Here is an 18,085-nt window from a genome sequence, read left to right as displayed (position 1 = left end):
TCAGGAATTTTGGCATAATGCTGAAAAAAAACAGCAGGCAGTGAAACATGGATCGTCGAGCATTTGGATTGGGTGCGATGGCTACGCTGAGCCTTTCGGCTTGTGCCTCAGCTAACCCTAGATTTCTTACTTATGATGGGCCGGAAGTGACCTCATTGGTGGTCAACAAGGGTGCGCGCAAGCTGTACCTTTTGCATAACGATAAGATTTTGAAGGAATACGAGGTGGATCTGGGCTTTGCGCCAGGTGGCACCAAGACCAAGAAAGGTGACGGTCGCACGCCCGAGGGCACTTATCTGATCGACCGCCGCAACCCGCGCAGCCGTTATCATCTGTCGCTGGGGATTTCCTACCCGAACTCTGCCGACCGGGCGCAGGCCAAGGCCGCCGGGGTCGATCCGGGTGGTGATATCTTTATCCACGGACAGCCTAATCTGCGATCCGAGTTCAAGCGCGCGAAGAAAACCCCCGACTGGACGGCGGGTTGCATCGCGGTGAAGAACGAAGAGATCGAAGAGATCTACGCGATGGTCAACGAAGGCACCGTGATCACCCTGCGCCCGTAAGCGGTTTCCACGCGTCAAAGCCGAATTGCACATAGTCCTGCTGGTAGGTTTCGGCCGCCAGCGCCTCAAGCTGTGCGTCGTATATCTGGTCGAGCGTATAGGGCGTTTCTGGTGCGCAGCTTTCCACGGTCGGCGATTTAGTGTGCCCCAAACTGCGGGCCAGATCGGGCAGGGCTGTGGAAATTTCTTCTTCCCGCAAAATCAGGTCGGGCAGGGCAAAGCCCGACATCCCCTCAAGCACGCGGGACTGGCTGCACCATGTCCCGTCCACCCGGATCGGGGTCTGGCCGTTCAGGTTGTGGCGCAGAAACCGCAGAAAGGCGGCGAAGGCCTCGCGGTGCTGATCGAGCGAATAGTTGTGGTCGCGTATCTGACCGGGGATTGGAAGCTTGAATTTGTTGCGCAGCGTGTTGCGGATGATCTGATAGCTGCCGGGGTCCTTGTTCAGAATGCGCGTGCAAAAGGCGGTATGCGCGCGGGCCAGCGGGTGACGCAGGACCGTGAACTTGCGATGGCCGGGATGCGAGGACATCCAGCTCCGCGTCTGTTTGCGGTTGCGATCGGTCAGCAGCCCCTCGGGTTTGACCCCGTCCAGCTTTGCCAGCCAATCGGTAATCGCAGGTTCGATCCCGCTGCGGATGGGCAGATACATCAGCGGCGTTTTCGGTGCGGCGACGTAAAACACCACCGCATGCCCGCGCCGGGGCTCGAAATCCGGGGCGTGGTGCAGGGAAAACCTGTCGAGCTGAGACAGGGCCTGCTCCATCTCCTCGGGGTTGGTGACTTTGTCCTGCGCGGTGCCGGGGTTTTGCGGTTTCAGCGTGTCGTCCAGACGATCCAGCCGCGCCCCGACCCCCAGCCAGGCGGCGAGGCCGTTCAGAACGTCCAGCTGACTCAAATCATCATAACTCAGGCAAAACGCCACCTGCCCCGAGGTTTGAAGCCGGTGCTGCAACATCTGCTGATAGCGTTGCTGCTGATCCAGATACTCCGCGAATTCATCGGCCAGAAATGCGACCTTGGCGTCGAGGCGGCGTTTGATGTTCTTTAACTGCCACTGCTTTGTCTCGCGCGCGATTTTCAGCGACAGGTAGCTGTCCAGCGGATTGCGGGTCAGGATGATCTTGGCGCAGCGCGGATCGTCCAGCGCCATGTCCAGAACGCGCTGGTCATGATCGTGGAAATAGCGAAACCCGTTCAGCGCGCCGGGTGCCGTACGAATGGCCTGGATCAGCCGGGCGGGATCTTCGTCGCGGTCGTCCAGCGTGACGCCCAGCAGATCCTGCGATTTTACCTTGCCGATGAAATGCGGGTTGAACGCCTCGCCATGACCGGTCACGCCGTCCAGCGCGTTCAGATTGGCCTCGAGCAGGTTCGAGCCGGTGCGCATGGCGGCCAGAATGATGAAATAGTCAAACTTGGCGGTCATGGGCGGTTATTGCACCAGATAGGGTTTGCGATAAGGTCTGGTCTGGGTGCCGAACACGTCATCCACCGGGAAATCGCCCATCAATTGCGGGTGCATCCCCTGATTCTTAAGGTTCTGCAGGAATTTCCCAAAGCCCGACAGATCGACCATTTTCGGGGTTTCGATCAGATGCGGCGGGTGCGGCGTTCCGATCTCTTCAATGATCGTGTGCAGCAGTTCCATCGGGGATTCGATGAACTCTACCAGCGACCAGCGCCGCATCCGCGCCTTGGTCCAGACCGAGGTCAGAACCTCAAGCTGTTTGGTCTCGATCTGCTGCAGTCGGGCGGCCTCGGTCCGGATGTCGGCGAAATTCATGTTCGAGCGGAACAGAGGAATGGCCCAGGCCCCGGTGATGACCGAGATCTGGGCGTTCTTGTCGCGGGCCAGGAACCAGTTGATCTCCTGCGTGTCGGTCGGGCCGAATTGAAAGCACTGCCGCTCGCCCCGCGTGTTCCAGATCAGGTTCGACAAAAATGCCGTCGGGTTGTAGTCGCGCAAGGTCGCGCAGTTGCTGAGCGCACCATGGGTGATAGTTTCCCCGTTGGCGAACTCGGCCCGATCGGGGCCAAACAGATGCCCGTGCACGCGGGTTCCGGTGGCGGCGGTCAGCCACGGCTGAAAATCTTCAAACAGTTCGGTGAAGCCCTGAAACACCGAATAGGGCGATGAGGTCAGGCCGTTTTCCGACCCGTGCCGCGGAAAGCGGCCCTGCATATACAGCCCGTCGCGCCCGCGTCTGCGCCGTTCGACCGCCTTGGCGAAGACGCGGTCGATCTTGCCGGGGTTGGGTTCCGCAGGTTTCATTGCGCAGGTCTGATCGGTCAGAAAGGCCTGATACAACCGCTCGGCCCGCCACCAGATTTTGCGGGCGACAAAGCAATCGGACCGGCGTAGCAATTGCAGGTGATCGTCGTAGAAGATGTGCGGGCGGCCTTCGTGGTCGAACTTGGACAGGGTCAGCGAACGGCTTTCGATATGCGTGGAATAAAGCCGCGCCAGCGTCTGGAAATAGCTTTCGTCGGGTATCCAGACCCGGCGGAAATAGCGGTCATAGAGCTTGCGCTTGGGGTCCTGCAGGATCGCAGACAGGGTCTGGCGGGTCAGGCACCACCACTGGCTGCCCATATGCGGCACCAACCCCTCGGGGATTTGCCGCCGCATGCCCAGCGCGCGCTGCAATTTGACATAGGCGTCGAACAGCTTGCGCTGCCTGCGCCAATAAAACGGAAACCGCAGGGTGAAGCGTTCTTGATCCAACCCGCCGATTGTCCAGCTGACATCCGCCGTCGTCGCGCTTTCGATAAAATCGACACGGGGGCGTTCGGAGAGGTAGTCGACCAACTCCTGCACCGGGCGCAGGGGCAGGCACGCGCCCGAGGACAAAAACACATGGCGCACGTCCGGGAACCGATCGAGCATCATCGCAGATGCAGATTGCGAGGCGGCAACGATGCCCCAACCGCCCCATTCGCAGGTGTGCCGGTCCGAGAACAGGATCAGCGGATTGTCGGAACACGCTTCGACGAACGCGGAATAAGCACTATTAGACACTTTACCGTCTACATGGACCACCACCGGACAGCCCGAGGCCGCCCAGTGCCGCGCCACCTGCTCGGCCCGGTCCAGCGCTGTATGCACCAGCATGACGATGCCCAAGCTGCTCATGCCCAGTTTCCTTTCGACATGAGGCCCAGAATTTCTAACTGCCGCCAATTGATGTAGCGCTCCGACCAGTCGCAGTGAAAGACCGGGCTGTCCTGCAACTGCGTGGCATAGGCGCGGTATTCCGATGAACTGCTGAAATGCTGGCCGCGCTGCAATTCCTCGCGCGCCTTGTCGCCCAGCGTGCTGATCAGCTTGGCGTGCAGCAGCGCGCCGCTGATCTTTTCGCCGCCCCATTCGTCATAGACCTGATTCAACCCGCGCGGCAGCAGCGCATGGGTGGAGCTGACATAGACATAGCGCCGGTCCCATTTCACCAGCGGGATCTTGTTCAGCGCGGGCGCTTTTGACGGGTTGTCGCGAAAGAACACCCGCGCGCGTGGGCCACCTTGAATCCAAAGGTTCCGGTAATCGGGGTTCTTGCTGATCACGTAATTGCCCGCATCGAACCAGTTTGCGGCCTCGAACGGGTTCTGGCCTTCGCGGTAGGGGTCTGCGTCCACCGGGCCTTCGGGATACATGTCGATCAGCATGGTGCCGAAACTGCGCACACCGGTCATATCCAGCCAGTCGGTCAGCGCGCGGATGGGGCGGGTGTCGCAGAACGGGTAGACAAAGAATTCGTCCGGGTCGACGGTCAGAACCCAGTGTTTATGCGCATATTTCCGCAGTAGGTAGTTGGACCAGTCCAGCCCGTAGCCCGCTTTTTTATAGCTGGTCTTGGTTTGCCAGACCGAAACATCCGGCTGTGCTTCCAGAAACGCGGCCGTGCCGTCGTCACTGTCATTGTCGACGAACAGAAAGTGATTGATGCCCAGCGTGCGGTAGTAGTCCAGAAAGAACGGCAGGCGGATTTTTTCGTTGCGCACCACGCTCATCAGCAGGACATCGTCGCGGCGGATGGTCTGCGTGTTGTTGCTGACCGGCTTCAATTGCCGCCGTTTGCGCAGACAACGCACCAGACGGCGCTTGCGCCGCAACCTCATTCGGTATGATTCCAACAGGCTCACGCGACTGCCAAACCTATACTCCTACGCGAGCATGCCCGGGGCTGGTTCAGGCCAGAGTGGTGCCGGGCAATTGCCGTGTTATGACATTTTTGCATGTTTCGAGGCAATGAGTTTAAAACCCGTTAGTTCCCCCTAGTGGTTTTTAGCCGACGTCCCGGGCCCGTTCAGGCAAATCCGCCGGAATTCATCAGACCCAGAGCCTGCATCTGTTCCCAATCGGTGTATTTGACCGAGTGTGAAGTCCACATGTCGGGCTGATTAACAATGTCGTCGTAATAGCCTGCAAACTGGTCCGGATCGTGAAAATGCTGCCGCCTTTGTTTCTCGATCCGGGATTTTTCGATGATTTCGGGCAGGAACTTGGTGTGCAGCAAAATGCCCGAGGGGGTCTGACCGTCTGGCCCGTCATAGCCCGCGTTCAGGTGCCGGGGCAGGATGGAATGGCTGGAAATGACGTAAGCATACCGGCGCGACCATCGGATCAGGGGGATTTTGTTCAGCGTCGGCGATTTGCGCGGTGTGTCGGCAAAGAAAACCCGCTCGCGCGCGCCGCCCTGCAGCCACAGATTGCCCATCGGGCTTTGCCGCACGGCCCGGTAGGGGCCGGGGTCGAACCAATTGACCAACTCGGTCGGGTCGGTTTCGGGATCATAGCTTTGCGTGCCCAGCGGGCCCTTGGGATAAAGGTCCAGCATCAAAGCGCCAAAGGTGGTCCGGCCTGTGTCGTCCAACCATGCGGTCAGGTCGTGCAGGGATCGCGCCTCGTGATGGGCATAGATCAGCAACTCATCAGCGTCGACCATCAAGGTCCAGTGCCCGTGGCCGTAGCGCATTTGCAGCCAGGTCAGCCACAGCATCCCATAGCGCGCTTCGCGGTAGCTTGCTTGGGTCTGCCAGACCGAGACATCCGGTTGCCGCAACAGATACTCGGTACTGCCATCGTCGCTGCCATTGTCCACGAACAGAAAGTGGTTCACCCCAAGGCGGCGGTAGTGATGCAGGAACCACGGCAGGCGGGTGATTTCGTTGCGCAGGGCGGTAAAGGCCAGAATGTCGCCGGGGCCGATCCGGTTGGTGCGGTCGCTCAGGCTGGTCAAGTCGCGGCGGCTTCGGAAGGAGTGCCACAACAGCCTGCGCCGTTTCCACCGCAACCGATAGCTCTGCGCCCAGCTTATGGGCGGCAGTGTCTGGGCCGCGCTGGTCACAGACCCCTCACTTGTCGTAGTGGCCGTTCTGATGCCAGCGCCAGGCATCGCCGATCATCGTCTCTAACGTTGACCGTTTTGGCGTCCAGCCCAGTTCGGCCTCGGCCCGTACTGAGCCCGAGACAAGCTTGGTGCAATCGCCCGCCCGGCGCGGCCCGACCGAATAGGGCACGGGGCGATTGGTGACGCTGCGCGATTGTTCGATCACTTCCAGCACCGAAAAACCCGAGCCGGTGCCAAGGTTGAACACCCGGCTGCCCTTGTCCTGTTCCAGCCAGTTCAGCCCCAGTACATGGGCATCGACCAGATCGCAGACATGGACGTAATCGCGAATGCAGGTGCCGTCGGGCGTGTCGTAATCGGTGCCGAACACGGTCAGCCCGTCGCGCTTGCCGTCGATGGCGTCGAGCATCAGCGGCACCAGATGGGTTTCGGGGCGGTGGAACTCGCCCACCTCGCCATCCGGGTCCGCTCCGGCCACGTTGAAGTAGCGAAAGATCACGCTGCGCAGGCCGTGGGAGGCTTCGAAATCCCGCAGGATGTCTTCGATGGCACGTTTTGAAGCGCCATAGGCGTTCAGCGGGTGTTGCGCGGCGGTTTCGTCCAGTACCACATTGTCCTGATCGCCATAGGTCGCGCAGGTCGAGGAGAACACGAAGTTCAGACAACCTGCCGCCACCGCCGCCTCGATCAGGTTCAGCGAGCCGGTGACATTGTTCGACCAGTAGCGCCCCGGCTCGCGCATCGCCTCGCCCACCTGGCTGAGGGCAGCGAAATGCATGACGGCGGCGGGCTGGTATTCGGCAAACACCTCGTCCAGACGCGCTCGGTCCAGCAGATCGCCCTGCGCGAAGGGGCCGAATTTCACCGCGTCCTGCCAGCCGGTAACCAGATTGTCGAAGGTTACCGGCGTGTAGCCCGCCTGCGCCAGAGCCTTGCAGGCATGCGATCCGATATAGCCCGCACCGCCGGTTACAAGAATGTTCGTCATGATTTGCTCACCGTCAAGAATCCCGGCGTATGTAGGGGGTTTGGGCGCTCAGCGCCACCGGGAAAACGGATCAATCCAACCCCATCGCGGCCATCATCGCCTCGATCTTGGGCACGTCCTGGGGGTTGTTCAATTCCCAGAACTGGCGGCCTTTGGCCTCGACCTCGACGCACAGAACGGTGCGACCGTTTTCCATGAAGCGCAGTTGCTCCAGCCCCTCAAGCTGTTCCAGCGGGCCGGTGGACCATGTGGGATAGGCGGCCAGCGCGTCGGGCCGATAGGCATAGACGCCGACATGGTGGAACACAGGCGTCGGTTCGTCATCTGCATAGGTCTGCGCGGTGTAGGGCACGACCTCTTTCGAGAAATACATCGCACTATGGTCGGCAGCGAACACAGCGGTTGTCCCGCCTACCCGCCCGTGTTTGCGGTCGTTCAGCAACCCGTTCAGAGCCGCGCCGTCACAGCGCAGCACCGGCGTGGCAACGCCCGCATCCGGTGCGGCGCGCAGGCCGGTGATCAGGTCTTCGACAAACCAATGCGGTGTCAGGGGGGCGTCGCCCTGCAGGTTGACCACGATATCGTAGCCTCCGCCCAGAACTTCCTGCGTCTCGGCACAACGTTCGGTGCCGTTGAAACACGTGTCCGAGGTCATAACCACCTCGGCGCCAAACCCCTCGGAGACCTCGCGGATGCGGTCGTCGTCGGTTGCAACCACCACCTTATCCACGCCCGAGACCGATTTCGCCGCCCGCCACGACCGTTCAATCAGCGTCATCGCGGTACCATTCGCCCCGGTCAGCGGCACCAAAGGCTTGCCCGGATAGCGGGATGAGGCATAGCGGGCGGGGATCGCGATAAGAACGGACATCAGGCCTCCTTCAGCTCAACACCCGGAGCGTAGGCGATGAAGAACGGGTTTGCATAGGCATCCTTGCCATAGGTCAGCGGGCTATGATCGTCGAACCGCACCACATGACCGCCTGCACCCGTCAGTACGGCGTGGCCTGCGGCGGTGTCCCATTCCATCGTCCGGCCCACACGGGGGTAGAGGTCAGCCTCACCCGTCGCGACCAGACAGAATTTCAGCGAAGACCCTGCGCTTTTGCTGTCAGCTACCTGATATTTGTTGATGTAATCTTCGGTCGCTTGATCGCGATGCGATTTGGACGCGACGATCAGAAGCGCGGAATTGTCCGGAATAGACACTGATATTGGCGTCAACTCACCTGTCTGCGCCTTGTCCAGCGCGCCGGTTTCCTCGACCGATTGCCCGTCGGGTTGCGTGTAGAACATGCGCCCTTTGGCGGGGGCGTAAACCACACCGCGGGTCGGAACCCCGTTTTCCACCAGAGCGATATTGACGGTGAAATCGCCACGCCGGTTGATGAATTCCTTGGTGCCGTCCAGCGGATCAACAATCAGGAACGTATCGCCTTTTTCTGAATGCGATTCCGCCTGTTCCTCGGTCACCAGCAGGATATCGGGAAAGGCGTCGCGCAACCCGGCCGAGATCAGGGCATCGGCGGCCTCATCCGCTTCGGTCACGGGGCTGGCGTCGGATTTGACCTTTACGTCGAAATCATCAGCCTCGTAAATCTCCATGATCCTGTCGCCTGCTTCCAGGGCCAGACGCCGGATAACAGGGATAAGCGCGTCGTAGGTCACAAAAAAGCTCCGTTCCTGTGGTTTGTTGATCCAAAATCCTGACGGACTTATGATGTGCCGGTTACGGAACGGCAAGACAATGATGCCAGATTGAGGGCAACCAAGCAGGAAAGACCCACCACGTGTTCTATTTCGACCGCAACAAAACGCTGCTGGGCGGTGCGTTCACCACGGCGGAACTGGTGTTCCACGGCGTTGTGCGTGATGTGCGCGCCAGGCATTCGAATGCGGTTGTGGCGATTGTGCTGAACATTCTGCAGATCGTCCTGATGGCAATGGTGTTCTATCTGATCATGTCCTTCATGGGCACGCGCGTGGCGAAAATCCGGGGGGAGTTCATTCTGTATCTTCTGTCCGGCGTTTTCCTGTTCATGACTCATATTCAGGGCGTCAGCGCGCTGTCTAAGCTGGGCGGGCAAAACAATCCGATGATGTTGCATTCACCGATGAACGCGATGGTGATGATCCTGTCCGCCGCGTTTGGCACGCTGTACAAGCAGTTGATGTCCATTCTGGTGATCCTGTTTGTCTACAGTGTCGGCGTTGCGCCGCTGGAGATGCAGGACCCCGGCGGTGCTTTTGCGATGCTGATCCTGGCCTGGTTCACCGGCTGCGCCGTGGGCCTGGTTTTTATGGCGATGAAACCGTGGTTTCCTACAACCGCAGGCATGCTCAGCAATATCTACCGCCGTATGAACATGGTGTTTTCCGGCAAGATGTTTGTCGCCAACGCGCTGGGCGGGGGGCTTTTGATGATGTTTGCCTGGAACCCGCTGTTTCACGTGATCGATCAATGCCGCGGCTTTGTGTTCCGCAATTATTTTCCACGCAACACCAGTTGGGAATATGCGCTGTGGGTTGGGATTGCCTTGCTGATGATCGGGCTGCTGGCCGAGTTCTACACCCGCCAGCATGTCTCGAAAAGCTGGAACGCCCGGCGCTAGTTTGCCACCCGCATCGTCAGGTTGATCCGCCCGCCTTTCGGCAACAGCTTGGATGATCCGAACCGGATACGGTCCACCCCGTGATAGGCCAGTCGGGCCGGTCCCCCCATGATCACTACATCGCCTGAATTCAGCCAGAGGGATTCGGTCTTGCCGCCGCGCGTCAGGTTGCCGATCCGGAACAGCGCATCATCGCCCAGCGAGACGGACAGGACCGGCCAGGAAAAATCCGCCTCGTCCTTGTCCTGATGCAGACCCATCCGCGCGCCTTCGCCATAATAGTTGATCAAGCAGCAATCCGGCGCACGATCTGTGCTGACAAGATCGCGCCAGATATCAAGGATCGGGTTTGGTATACCCGGCCACGTGCCGCCCTTGGGGTGTTCGGACTGATATCGATACCCGCCTTTGTCCGTGACCCAACCCAGCGCCCCGGCCGAGGTCATGCGCACCGACATTTCCTTGCCCGAGGGCGTCACCGGGCGAAACAGCGGCGCAGTTTTCAGAATCGGGCGCAGCAGGTCGATCAGCCGCGTCTGAGCAGCCCCATCCAGATAGCCCTTTCTGATGTCGAAATCCCGCAAAAGCAGCCGCGTCATTCCAGAAACCCCATTCCTTTCCAAATCCTTGCCAAAAAAGGCCTCAGATTCCCGAAAACCTGCGTTTTACGGTGCTTGCAGGCCCTTGGTCTGGCCCTTATATACGCCGGGACGCGCGATGGTGTAGTGCTGTCGCGCACATCAGATCGGGGACAGGATGCCGTAACGGGTCCGGCCCTCGGGACATCGCCTTGAAGAGAAAGGGATTGCAAAAATGGGAAAAGTAATCGGGATTGACCTCGGCACCACCAACTCGTGTGTGGCCATCATGGACGGCTCGCAGCCGAAGGTCATCGAAAATGCCGAAGGGGCGCGGACCACGCCATCGATCGTCGCCTTCACCGAAGATGAGCGTCTGGTCGGTCAGCCTGCAAAACGTCAGGCGGTCACCAACCCCGACAACACGATCTTTGGCGTCAAGCGTCTGATCGGTCGTCGCGTGGATGATGCCGAAGTCGAAAAAGACAAGAAAATGGTGCCGTACGCCATCGTCGATGGCGGCAATGGCGACGCATGGGTGGAAGCCCGCGGTGAAAAGTACTCCCCGAGCCAGATCTCGGCCTTCACGCTTGGCAAGATGAAGGAAACCGCAGAAAGCTATCTGGGTGAGGACGTCACACAGGCGGTCATCACCGTTCCCGCATACTTCAACGACGCGCAGCGTCAGGCCACCAAAGACGCCGGTAAAATCGCCGGTTTGGAAGTGCTGCGGATCATCAACGAACCGACAGCGGCTGCTCTGGCCTATGGTCTGGACAAGGAAGAAACCCAAACCATTGCGGTTTATGACCTTGGCGGCGGTACCTTCGACGTGACCATTCTGGAAATCGACGACGGTCTGTTCGAGGTTAAATCGACCAATGGTGACACCTTCCTTGGTGGTGAAGACTTTGACATGCGCATCGTCAACTACCTGGCGGATGAGTTCAAAAAGGAACATGGCGTCGATCTGTCTGCCGATAAGATGGCCCTGCAGCGTCTGAAAGAAGCCGCTGAGAAAGCCAAGATCGAGCTGTCCTCGACCTCGCAAACCGAAATCAACCAACCGTTCATCTCGATGGGTTCGAACGGCCAGCCGCTGCACATGGTCATGAAACTGACCCGTGCCAAGCTGGAATCGTTGGTTGCGGACCTGATCAAAAAGTCGATGAAGCCCTGTCAGGCGGCCCTGAAAGACGCAGGCCTGTCGGCTGGCGACGTCGATGAGGTCGTTCTGGTCGGTGGTATGACCCGGATGCCGAAAGTCATCGAAGAGGTCACCAAATTCTTCGGTAAAGAGCCGCATAAAGGTGTGAACCCGGACGAAGTGGTTGCCATGGGCGCCGCCATTCAGGCTGGTGTTCTGCAGGGCGACGTCAAAGACGTGGTTCTGCTGGACGTGACCCCGCTGTCGCTGGGCATCGAGACGCTGGGTGGCGTGTTCACCCGCCTGATCGACCGCAACACGACAATTCCGACCAAGAAGTCTCAGGTCTTCTCGACCGCCGAAGACAACCAGAACGCCGTGACCATCCGCGTGTTCCAGGGTGAGCGTGAAATGGCTGCGGACAACAAGATCCTGGGTCAGTTCAACCTCGAAGACATCCCGCCCGCACCCCGCGGCATGCCTCAGATCGAGGTGACTTTTGACATCGACGCCAACGGTATTGTCTCGGTTTCGGCCAAGGACAAAGGTACGGGCAAAGAGCAGAAGATCACCATTCAGGCCTCGGGCGGTCTGTCCGATGACGATATCGAAAAGATGGTCAAGGACGCCGAAGAGAACGCGGAAGCCGACAAGGAACGCCGCGAGCTGGTCGACGCCAAGAACCAGGCGGAAAGCCTGATCCACTCGACCGAGAAGTCGATGGAGGAACACGCCGACAAGGTCGACCCGACCACCATCGAAGCCATCGAGCTGGCCATTGCCGCACTGAAGGACGAACTGGAAACTGAAAATGCCGACAAGATCAAGTCCGGCATCCAGAACGTGACTGAGGCTGCGATGAAGCTGGGTGAAGCCATCTACAAGGCGGAGGCCGAAGAGGGCGAAGAAGAGCCCGCAGCTGCGGATGCGGCTCCTGGCGATGATGACATTGTCGACGCCGAGTTCGAAGATCTGGACGACGACAAGCGTAACTAACGGGTAACCGGGCCAATGCGGGCCGGTCCGGACACCGGGCCGGCCCAAATACGTTGAGGCATAAGGAAACACTGATGTCAAAACGCGACTATTACGATGTGCTCGGCGTAGCCAAGGGCGCATCGGCGGACGAGATCAAAAAGGGTTTTCGCAAGAAGGCCAAGGAACTGCATCCCGACCGCAACAAAGACAACCCGGATGCCGAGGCGCAGTTCAAGGAAGCCAACGAGGCTTATGACGTGTTGCGCGATGCAGACAAAAAAGCCGCCTATGACCGCTTTGGCCACGCCGCCTTTGAAAACGGCATGGGTGGCGGTGGCCGTCCCGGCGGCGGCTTCGGTCAGGGCGATTTCTCCAGCGCCTTCTCGGACGTGTTCGATGACCTGTTCGGCGATTTCATGGGTGGTCAGCAACGCGGTGGCGGTGGACGCCGCGCCGCGCGCGGGTCCGACCTGCGCTACAACCTGCGCGTGACGCTGGAAGAGGCTTTTTCCGGCCTGCAGAAAACCATCAATGTGCCCGCCGCCGTGGCCTGTTCGGCCTGTGACGGTTCGGGCGCCGAAGGCGGTGTCGAACCGACTACCTGTCCCACTTGTTCTGGGATGGGTAAGGTCCGTGCGCAGCAGGGCTTCTTCACCGTTGAACGGACATGTCCAACCTGTTCCGGTCTGGGCCAGATCATCAAGAACCCCTGCAAATCATGCAATGGCGCAGGTCGCGTCGAAAAAGAACGCGCCCTGTCCGTCAACATCCCCGCAGGGGTCGAAACCGGCACCCGCATCCGCCTTGCGGGCGAAGGCGAAGCCGGAATGCGCGGCGGCCCTCCGGGCGATCTCTATATCTTTGTCGAGGTCTCGGACCACAAACTGTTCGAACGCGACAGCGTGAACCTCTATTGCCGCGTGCCGGTCAGTATGGCCAAGGCGGCACTTGGCGGTTCGATCGAAGTGCCGACAATCGATGGCGGCCGCGGTCGCGTACAGATTCCTGCAGGCAGTCAGTCTGGCCGCCAGATGCGCTTGCGTGGCAAGGGCATGCCCGCTCTGCGTGGTGGGAGTGTCGGCGACATGTTCATCGAGCTGGCCGTAGAAACGCCGGTCAACCTGACCAGCCGCCAGAAAGAACTGCTGAAAGAATTTGATGATCTGGGGGAAGACAACCATCCGGAATCGAAAAGCTTTTTCTCATCCGTCAAATCCTTCTGGGATGGAATGAAAGGCTGATAGGTCGGAATTCGGGGGCTCTGCCCCCGCCGCGTCAGGCCGCGACTCCCCCGGGATATTTAGAGCCAGATGAAGCAGGGGATCCGTTCTTCATCTGGCCAAAAATATCCCGGAGCGCGAGGCAGAGCCTCGCAAAAACCCCTTGATTCTTTGTGCTGCGCCTGAGATGTTCCGCGCCAACCGTTGGGGTGCCCTTTTGAAAGGGCTGAGAGGTGCGGCTGCATCAACCCATCGAACCTGATCCGGGCAATTCCGGCGGAGGGAACGGTCTTAACACGTCAGACGTTTTCCACGCCCCCGTTGCCCAACAGAGATGGAGCACACGGATGGCACCTATTGCGATGACGATTGCCGGGTCGGACAGCGGCGGCGGAGCCGGGATTCAGGCAGACCTGAAAGCCATGTCGGCGCTAGGTGTCTATGGGGCCAGTGTGATTACCGCTGTGACCGCGCAGAACACGCAGGCCGTGACAGCGGTGCATGGCATCCCGCTGGATGTCATCACCGCGCAGATCGATGCGGTTCTTGGCGATCTGGACGTGCGCGCGATCAAGATCGGGATGCTGGCCACGCCCGAGATCATTCACGCCGTCGCAGGGGCGATTTCGGAATTCGAGGGACCCATTGTGCTGGACCCGGTGATGATCGCGAAATCAGGGGACGCGCTGCTGGCTGATGAAGCGGTGCAGACTCTGCGCGAAGTCCTGCTGCCGCGCGCGACGGTGCTGACACCGAACCTACCGGAGGCGGCGCGCCTGCTGGATCAACCCTCTGCCGAGACGCCGGAAGATATGATCGCGCAAGGCCTTGCGCTGTGCGGGCTGGGGGCGAAGTCCGTTCTGATGAAAGGCGGGCATGGGGCCGGGGATGTCTGTCATGACCTTTTGATGGATAGCTCGGGTGTGGTGGGGGAATTCCAAGCGCCGCGACAGGACACGAAGAATACCCACGGCACGGGTTGCACCTTGTCTTCGTCGATCGCTGCGGGGCTGGCCCAAGATCTGTCCCTGACCGACGCGGTGGCGCAGGCGCATCACTATCTGCAAGGCGCGATTTCGGCGGCGGACGATCTGAGGATCGGGCAGGGGCACGGCCCCGTGCATCACTTCCATCGGATCTGGCCTGCGTGACCGTCTGGTCCGTCATAGGCGCGGGTGTGGCCGGATTGGCGGTCGCCAGCGAGCTTGTCTCGCGCGGGACGGCGGTGCAGGTGTTCGATCCCGGCGGTCCTCCGGGCCCGCACGGGTGTTCGTGGTGGGCTGGTGGGATGCTGGCGCCGTGGTGCGAGTATGAAAACGCCGAGGAGCCTGTCTTGCGGCTGGGCCAGCAGGCTATCGACTGGTGGGCGGCCCGGACCGCGGTGCAGCGGCGGGGGACATTGGTGGTTGCCAATACGCGCGATGTGCCGGACCTGCGCCGGTTTGCGCGCCGGACGCAGGGGTTTCAGGATGTAGATCAGGCAGAAATCAGCGATTTAGAGTCTGATCTGCACGGGTTCGGCAAGGGCCTCTATTTCAAGGACGAAGCGCATGTGGAGCCGCGACAGGCGTTGCGCGACCTGTACGGCGACCTGAAGGACAAGGGCGTCACGTTTCACCGGAAACTCGCCCCCGCCCGACTGGACCAGGCCATCGATTGCCGCGGCTTGCATGCCCGTGAGGTGCTGCATGATCTGCGCGGCGTGAAGGGTGAGATGCTGGTGATCCGCTGCCCGGACGTGACCCTGACCCGGCCCGTGCGGCTGCTGCACCCACGGATGCCGCTCTATATCGTGCCGCGGGGTGATGGCATCTACATGCTGGGCGCGACGATGATCGAATCTGAGGATAGCAGCCGCATCACCGCACGCTCGATGCTGGAACTGCTCAGCGCGGCCTATGCGCTGAACCCGGCTTTTGGTGAGGCCGAAGTGCTGGAGATCGGCGTCGATCTGCGCCCCGCTTTCCCCGACAATTTACCGCGTATCCGGCGACTTGGGCGGACGATCTATGCCAATGGCCTCTATCGCCACGGCTACCTGCTGGCCCCGGCGCTGGCGCAAGGCGTGGCCGATCTGGCGCTTGAGAACAAACATTCGGAGATGGTCGATGAAGATCGTGCTTAACGGCGAGGCGTGCGAGGTGCAGGCCGCGACGCTGGCGGAATTGTTGGAGGAATGCGGCTTCTCGGGCCGCGTCGCCACGGCGGTGAACGAAAGCTTTGTGCCCTCAAGCCTGCGCATCGCCCATCAACTGGCCGATGGTGATCGCGTCGAAGTGGTCGCGCCGATGCAAGGGGGCTGACGGATGAAAAGGTTTTACGGCACCGAACTGCCCAACCCGCTGATGCTGGGCACCGCGCAATATCCCAGTCCCGCGATCCTCGAACAGGCCTTCCGCGACAGCGGCGCAGGGGTGGCCACGGTGTCTCTGCGGCGCGAATCCGGGGCGGGGCAGACGTTTTGGCAGATGATTCAGGACCTTGGCGTGCTGATCCTGCCCAACACGGCCGGATGCCATACAGTGAAAGAGGCGGTGACAACCGCCCAGATGGCGCGCGAGGTGTTCGACACAAACTGGATCAAGCTGGAACTGATCGGCCACACCGACAGCCTGCAGCCAGACGTGTTCCAACTGGTCGAGGCCGCGCGCATTCTGACCGAGGACGGCTTTCAGGTCTTCCCCTACACCACCGACGATCTGATCGTGGGCGAGCGTCTGCTGGCCGCCGGGTGCGAGGTGCTGATGCCCTGGGGCGCGCCGATTGGCTCGGGGCGGGGGTTGAACAATGAATACGCCCTGCGCGCGATGCGGGCGGAATTTCCCGATGTGCCGCTGGTCGTCGACGCAGGTATCGGCCTGCCCAGTCACGCCACGCATGCGATGGAACTGGGCTATGACGCCGTTCTGCTGAACACCGCTGTAGCCCGCGCCGGAGACCCGGCGATGATGGCCCGCGCCATGATGCGCGCGATCGAGGCCGGGCAACTGGCTCATCAGGCCGACCCGATTGAGGCGCGCGATATGGCCGAACCCTCGACCCCTGTGATCGGAAAGGCCTTTCTGTCATGACGTTGGACCGTTTCTATCCGATCTTTGATCACTCGGACTGGTTGCGGCGAATGCTGCCTTTGGGCGTGAAGCTGGTGCAATTGCGCATCAAGGATCAGCCCGAGGAAGTGGTGCGCGATCAGATCGCCACGTCGCTAGACCTGTGCCGGGATCATGGCGCGGTGCTGGTGGTAAACGACTACTGGCAGGCAGCAATTGATCTGGGCTGCGACTGGATTCACTTGGGGCAAGAGGATCTGGATGACGCCGATCTGAAATCCATCCGCAGGGCCGGTCTGAAGCTGGGCGTCTCGACCCATGACGATGATGAGCTTGAGCGGGTACTGGCCATGGATCCGGATTATGTCGCGCTGGGCCCGGTCTATCCGACCATCCTGAAAAAGATGAAATGGCATCAGCAGGGCCTGCCGCGTGTGACCGAATGGAAGGCGCGCGTTGGCGATATCCCTCTGGTCGGGATCGGCGGGATGAGCGTGGAACGCGCGCCGGGTGTGTTACAGGCGGGTGCGGATATTGTCTCGGTGGTTACGGATATCACCTTGAACGACGACCCCGAGGCGCGGGTGCGTCAGTGGATCGAGGTCACCAGATGAGCCGCTATGCCCGCCAAACCCTGCTGCCCGAGGTCGGGCCCAAGGGGCAGGCGCGCCTGTCGTCCGCGCGGGTGCTGGTGGTGGGGGCCGGAGGGCTGGCTGCGCCGGTCTTGCCTTTGCTGGCGGGCGCCGGCGTCGGGCGGATCACCATTGCGGATGGGGATACGGTCGACCTGTCGAACCTGCACCGCCAGACCTTGTTTACCGAGGCGGATTGCGGCCAGCCCAAAGCCGAGATTGCTGCGGATCGGTGCCGCGCACTCAACGGTCAGATCGAGGTTATCGGTCAAAAACAGGCTCTAACAAGTAAAAATGCTGCTCATTTGGTGGCGCAAGCAGACGTGATTATCGATTGCGCCGACAGCTATGCGGCCAGCTATATCCTGTCGGATACCTGTCTGGCGCAGGGCAAACCGTTGATCAGCGCCTCGGTTCTTGGGCTGTCGGGTTATGTCGGTGGCTTCTGTGGTGGCGCTCCGTCGTTGCGGGCGCTGTTCCCTGATGCGCCCGAGAGTGGGGCCAGTTGCGCGACCGCAGGCGTTCTGGGCCCGGTGGTTGGAACCATCGGCGCGATGCAGGCGCAGATGGCGTTGAATCTGATTTTGGGCATCGATCCGTCGCCTCTGGGTCAGATGGTGCAATATGATGGCCGCACCTTACGTAGCAGTGGGTTCCGCTTTGATGATGCCCCCGAACCCAATAGCTGTTTCCGCTTTCTCTCGGCCATTCAACTGACGGCCGAGGACCAGATCATCGAACTGCGGGACCCCGACGAAGCACCGACCCCTGTGCACCCCAGGGCGGTGCGTATCTCACCAAATAACGTCCACAAAATAGACCCTAACAAGGGAAAACGACTGGCGCTGTGTTGTGCCACCGGCCTGCGCGCGTGGCGCGCAGCTGAACAGATTGAACCGGATTGGCCGGGCGAGATTGTCCTCGTCGCGGCCTCAACCTCGTGAGAAAAAGGAAACGCGAGAT

At 60.5% G+C, this 18,085-nt stretch carries 18 protein-coding genes and 1 riboswitch; of the genes, 10 read left to right on the top strand and 8 right to left on the bottom strand.

The genetic code is table 11. The features are described 5' to 3' along the window. The first annotated feature begins 47 nt into the window (after positions 1-47). Positions 48-566, top strand: a complete 519-nt coding sequence (locus ACR0NJ_RS15655; protein ID WP_480818065.1) for a L,D-transpeptidase family protein — start codon at positions 48-50, stop codon at positions 564-566. On the opposite strand, the gene ACR0NJ_RS15650 is transcribed toward ACR0NJ_RS15655, so the two are convergent. From ACR0NJ_RS15650 to cysQ, 7 genes are all read right to left on the bottom strand, one after another. Continuing rightward, on the bottom strand, positions 550-1,995 hold the full coding sequence (locus ACR0NJ_RS15650) for a nodulation protein NodH (RefSeq protein ID WP_480818064.1): 1,446 nt from the start codon (positions 1,993-1,995) through the stop codon (positions 550-552). The two genes, ACR0NJ_RS15655 and ACR0NJ_RS15650, sit on opposite strands and share 17 nt — an antisense overlap. A gap of 6 nt (positions 1,996-2,001) precedes the next feature. Then, positions 2,002-3,702 carry a DUF5927 domain-containing protein gene (locus ACR0NJ_RS15645; RefSeq protein WP_480818063.1) on the bottom strand — a complete coding sequence of 567 codons (1,701 nt, stop codon included), beginning with the start codon at positions 3,700-3,702 and terminating at the stop codon, positions 2,002-2,004. Continuing rightward, complete coding sequence (locus tag ACR0NJ_RS15640) at positions 3,699-4,685, bottom strand: glycosyltransferase family 2 protein (RefSeq protein WP_480818062.1); 987 nt, start codon at positions 4,683-4,685, stop codon at positions 3,699-3,701. The genes ACR0NJ_RS15645 and ACR0NJ_RS15640 overlap by 4 nt, the downstream gene beginning before the upstream one ends. Positions 4,686-4,873: 188 nt before the next feature. Then, positions 4,874-5,962 carry a glycosyltransferase family 2 protein gene (locus ACR0NJ_RS15635; RefSeq protein WP_480818061.1) on the bottom strand — a complete coding sequence of 363 codons (1,089 nt, stop codon included), beginning with the start codon at positions 5,960-5,962 and terminating at the stop codon, positions 4,874-4,876. Continuing rightward, positions 5,922-6,905: a UDP-glucose 4-epimerase GalE gene (gene galE / locus ACR0NJ_RS15630; protein WP_480818060.1), complete on the bottom strand. Its 984-nt coding sequence runs from the start codon at positions 6,903-6,905 to the stop codon at positions 5,922-5,924. Before galE ends, ACR0NJ_RS15635 begins: the two co-directional genes overlap by 41 nt. A 70-nt stretch (positions 6,906-6,975) precedes the next feature. Then, positions 6,976-7,776 (bottom strand): 3-deoxy-manno-octulosonate cytidylyltransferase family protein, encoded by an 801-nt coding sequence (locus tag ACR0NJ_RS15625; RefSeq protein WP_480818059.1) that lies wholly within the window; start codon positions 7,774-7,776, stop codon positions 6,976-6,978. Continuing rightward, positions 7,776-8,573: a 3'(2'),5'-bisphosphate nucleotidase CysQ gene (gene cysQ, locus ACR0NJ_RS15620; RefSeq protein ID WP_480818058.1), complete on the bottom strand. Its 798-nt coding sequence runs from the start codon at positions 8,571-8,573 to the stop codon at positions 7,776-7,778. Before cysQ ends, ACR0NJ_RS15625 begins: the two co-directional genes overlap by 1 nt. 122 nt (positions 8,574-8,695) lie before the next feature. Here cysQ and ACR0NJ_RS15615 point away from each other — a divergent pair, with 122 nt between their 5' ends. Next, a complete protein-coding gene (locus ACR0NJ_RS15615; RefSeq protein ID WP_480818057.1) occupies positions 8,696-9,517 on the top strand; it encodes an ABC transporter permease in 822 nt (273 codons plus the stop codon). Here the strand turns inward: ACR0NJ_RS15615 and ACR0NJ_RS15610 are convergent. Continuing rightward, complete coding sequence (locus ACR0NJ_RS15610) at positions 9,514-10,116, bottom strand: alpha-ketoglutarate-dependent dioxygenase AlkB family protein (protein ID WP_480818056.1); 603 nt, start codon at positions 10,114-10,116, stop codon at positions 9,514-9,516. The genes ACR0NJ_RS15615 and ACR0NJ_RS15610 overlap by 4 nt on opposite strands. Positions 10,117-10,330: 214 nt before the next feature. Here ACR0NJ_RS15610 and dnaK point away from each other — a divergent pair, with 214 nt between their 5' ends. From dnaK to ACR0NJ_RS15570, 8 genes are all read left to right on the top strand, one after another. Continuing rightward, positions 10,331-12,238 carry a molecular chaperone DnaK gene (gene dnaK / locus ACR0NJ_RS15605; RefSeq protein ID WP_480818055.1) on the top strand — a complete coding sequence of 636 codons (1,908 nt, stop codon included), beginning with the start codon at positions 10,331-10,333 and terminating at the stop codon, positions 12,236-12,238. Positions 12,239-12,312: 74 nt separating this feature from the next. Next, a complete protein-coding gene (gene dnaJ, locus ACR0NJ_RS15600) occupies positions 12,313-13,461 on the top strand; it encodes a molecular chaperone DnaJ (protein ID WP_480818054.1) in 1,149 nt (382 codons plus the stop codon). Between the two features lie 174 nt (positions 13,462-13,635). After that, positions 13,636-13,742, top strand: a riboswitch (TPP riboswitch). Between the two features lie 45 nt (positions 13,743-13,787). Continuing rightward, positions 13,788-14,591 (top strand): bifunctional hydroxymethylpyrimidine kinase/phosphomethylpyrimidine kinase, encoded by an 804-nt coding sequence (gene thiD, locus ACR0NJ_RS15595; protein WP_480818053.1) that lies wholly within the window; start codon positions 13,788-13,790, stop codon positions 14,589-14,591. Then, positions 14,588-15,565: an FAD-dependent oxidoreductase gene (locus tag ACR0NJ_RS15590; RefSeq protein WP_480818052.1), complete on the top strand. Its 978-nt coding sequence runs from the start codon at positions 14,588-14,590 to the stop codon at positions 15,563-15,565. Before thiD ends, ACR0NJ_RS15590 begins: the two co-directional genes overlap by 4 nt. Next, positions 15,549-15,743 (top strand): sulfur carrier protein ThiS, encoded by a 195-nt coding sequence (gene thiS / locus ACR0NJ_RS15585; RefSeq protein WP_480818051.1) that lies wholly within the window; start codon positions 15,549-15,551, stop codon positions 15,741-15,743. The genes ACR0NJ_RS15590 and thiS overlap by 17 nt, the downstream gene beginning before the upstream one ends. A 3-nt stretch (positions 15,744-15,746) precedes the next feature. Continuing rightward, a complete protein-coding gene (locus ACR0NJ_RS15580) occupies positions 15,747-16,511 on the top strand; it encodes a thiazole synthase (protein ID WP_480818050.1) in 765 nt (254 codons plus the stop codon). Beyond that, positions 16,508-17,104 (top strand): thiamine phosphate synthase, encoded by a 597-nt coding sequence (locus tag ACR0NJ_RS15575; protein ID WP_480818049.1) that lies wholly within the window; start codon positions 16,508-16,510, stop codon positions 17,102-17,104. Before ACR0NJ_RS15580 ends, ACR0NJ_RS15575 begins: the two co-directional genes overlap by 4 nt. After that, a complete protein-coding gene (locus ACR0NJ_RS15570) occupies positions 17,101-18,066 on the top strand; it encodes a ThiF family adenylyltransferase (RefSeq protein ID WP_480818048.1) in 966 nt (321 codons plus the stop codon). Before ACR0NJ_RS15575 ends, ACR0NJ_RS15570 begins: the two co-directional genes overlap by 4 nt. Positions 18,067-18,085 lie beyond the last annotated feature (19 nt).

This window comes from Ruegeria sp. F11 (assembly GCF_056533855.1).
Note: the sequence above shows the minus strand (reverse complement) of the source record. Positions and strands in the feature narration are given on the sequence as shown.